Annotated in this window: 1 protein-coding gene; it reads right to left on the bottom strand. The window is 33.9% G+C overall.

Features of this window, described 5'->3' with window-relative positions; genetic code table 11:
• On the bottom strand, positions 1-401 hold a 401-nt coding region (locus EQ827_RS08950), incomplete at both ends, for a hypothetical protein (protein ID WP_219912699.1).

The following is a 401-nucleotide window of genomic DNA, read 5'->3' as shown; positions in this document are numbered from 1 at the left end:
GAATTGTATAGAGCTTCTCGCTTGTTCAGGAGTTGCAACATAATAGTCAACTACAGCACGAGCCTGTTTTAAATCATCTCTAAATTTAGTATCTAAAGTATTTGCTAAATCGGTATAACCTTCTTCTTTTAAAATATGAATAGTTTCATTAAGTTGGCGATCAACAGAGAGGCGATATTCTTTTAAGTTTTTTTGATTTTTTAAAAAGTCGGCAGCGTTACTCGACATTAATTTATTTGCGGGCGCACGTTCTTTAGATACTTTATTTGCGACTTCAGCAATTGATCTTAAGCTTTTAATTTCAACCAAAGCCTGTTTAGTTTTTAAGTACTCTTGATAACTGCTGACAATAAGCGGAACCGCCATAAACAGTAAGGACAAAATAATGACCAACATGAAGA

Source organism: Bombilactobacillus bombi, from assembly GCF_013607485.1.
In the GTDB taxonomy this organism is placed as follows: domain Bacteria; phylum Bacillota; class Bacilli; order Lactobacillales; family Lactobacillaceae; genus Bombilactobacillus; species Bombilactobacillus bombi_A.
Note: the sequence above shows the minus strand (reverse complement) of the source record. Positions and strands in the feature narration are given on the sequence as shown.